Source organism: Bacillus hominis, from assembly GCF_018332515.1.
In the GTDB taxonomy this organism is placed as follows: domain Bacteria; phylum Bacillota; class Bacilli; order Bacillales; family Bacillaceae_G; genus Bacillus_A; species Bacillus_A hominis.
In genome coordinates, this window is the sequence record NZ_BOQD01000490.1 from 1 (window position 1) to 2,095 (window position 2,095).

Genomic DNA, 2,095 nt, shown 5'->3' on the forward strand with positions numbered 1-2,095 from the left:
AATTATTTAATACTTTATATAATAATTCCTTTTTATATTCTACGTAAAAATCCCACAATATATATTTTTCAGAATTAGTGTATTTTATATTATAATGAAAATCTTGTTTCAATATTAAGGGATTATTTTCTTCTTCAGATAACATATTTCTAATTTCAAAATATAAATCATCATCATATATTAAATCTAGAATTGGTTTATAAAATGCACTAAGACTAATTTTTCCTTGTTCTGAAATTTCGTCTTTGAAACCTCTAAGTTTAATTTGTTTATACCATTTTGATTTTTCATCAGTAGCAAAAGCAACAGCTAATTCTGCAGCGAATTTTCTTGGCGTCATTATATTATCTTCATATTCTTGATAAACAGAAACAGAAGGATTAACTTTTGTTTGCTCTGAATTAATTGTAACAAAAATCCTTGATTGCTCTCTAATATCTAATCCAATGAAAATTGAGCAACTTAAACTAAATTTTCCATTATAATTTTTTAACCCTTCTAATCGATGTTGTCCATCTATTATTGAAAATGAGTTTTCATTTACTTCTATCTTCAAATTATTATCTATTAACTCGACCAAAGAATCTTTATTTAGGTTTAAAATTATTGAGTTAGGGAAAGTTGCATCATTTGATTCTAAATATTTCTTAATTTTTTCTACTTTCTTTGGATCTAACTCTCTTTGTATTCCTTCATATATAGAATCCTCATTATTTGAAATTCTCATTATATCCGCTTTCGCCATTGAGTACAAAGTTTTACTTTCAATTTGAGCTATATAAAACTCACCTATTGGTTGTACAACTTTTTCTACTTTTAAATCTAAAGTTTTCATGTATTCACCTCAATATCTTCTTATACTCAAACATCAAACTCTGTACCAGCTACACTACCTTGAGTTGTCTTTTCACTTTTACTTCTAAGAATTTTCGAATCACGAACCAAATCTTCAAATTTTTTCCTTTTAGTTCTTTCCTCATTCGTCGATATCACCAAATAATAAAATGATATTATTACACCCATAATAGTAATTGTGGTTAAGATTCCAATGTTTATTTCAATACTATCATTTTCTACAAAATAGCTCATTAAAGCAAAAATTGGTAATATTGCTAATATATTAAATAACATTGGCGTCATTTTTAATGGCATATTTTTTTCAATTGGTACAGAAGCAACAGCTAACATACTACTGCAGCAACCTAAAATAGAGTAAAGAGTACTCTTGCTTGATAACACTTTAAAAAAGTCTTCATTCATAAAAGCTGATATTAATACCACAACTATTACTGAAGAATATCCCATTAAAAAACTAAAAATTATTTTCTTAAAATCAGATTGATAATCTTTACACCATGCAATAAATCGATTCTTCTGTGATTCATTTTCTGCTTTCACATACTTCACTTCCCATCTGGATAACCCTACATTTTATCGAAATTTCAGACATACTTTTTCATTATAATACAATTTTCTATTAAAAATATGATTATTTAAAATAATACTTTATTACTATGCTTTTTAATGCAGAAAAATAGCGACGGATTACTCCGCCGCTTTTCATAACACTTCTATATTTAAACAAGACTATTTTTAAATCTATTTTTTCCTCATTTCCCCATACGTTGTTTGTAAAAGATAAAGATGTTTCTTCCTAATTATATATACTAAATTGAGGAATTACAAAAAAAATCACCATTATCAGTCCAAAATACTCAAGATCCAGATGTTCGTTACTCACTTTTTGAGGTTCAAAAAAGTTATGCAAGACATGGTAATATGGAAAAGTCGGAATTACTAGTTGATTTATTGGTTAGAAGGACTTTGATTAAGCAACACTCATTTGAAACTATAGTGCTAAATGAGGCATTAACAACAGTTCCAAAATTAACACTTGAACAAATGAATATATTGTCTTTAATTTTTATTGTTGTAGAAATATACCTAGAAGGTAACCCTCCTTTTGAATTTTACTATGACACTTTTTTTGATAAATTCCTTGATATTATTAACATACCTCAAGGCAGAATGTTTTACGAGCATTTAATATATAGTGGATGTATTACAATGGATAAAAATTCAGGAACGTTAAAAT

Annotated in this window: 3 protein-coding genes; 1 reads left to right on the top strand and 2 read right to left on the bottom strand. The window is 26.7% G+C overall.

Annotation, left to right across the window (positions count from 1 at the left end; translation table 11 throughout):
• Positions 1-835, bottom strand: an 835-nt coding sequence (locus KI356_RS26710) for a DGQHR domain-containing protein (RefSeq protein ID WP_212936961.1), incomplete at its 3' end; no start/stop codon positions are given.
• A 26-nt stretch (positions 836-861) separates the two neighbouring features.
• A complete protein-coding gene (locus KI356_RS26715; protein WP_212936962.1) occupies positions 862-1,398 on the bottom strand; it encodes a hypothetical protein in 537 nt (178 codons plus the stop codon).
• A 273-nt stretch (positions 1,399-1,671) separates the two neighbouring features.
• Here KI356_RS26715 and KI356_RS26720 point away from each other — a divergent pair.
• A partial coding sequence (locus KI356_RS26720) for an LPO_1073/Vpar_1526 family protein (protein WP_369009437.1) occupies positions 1,672-2,095 on the top strand: 424 nt, incomplete at its 3' end.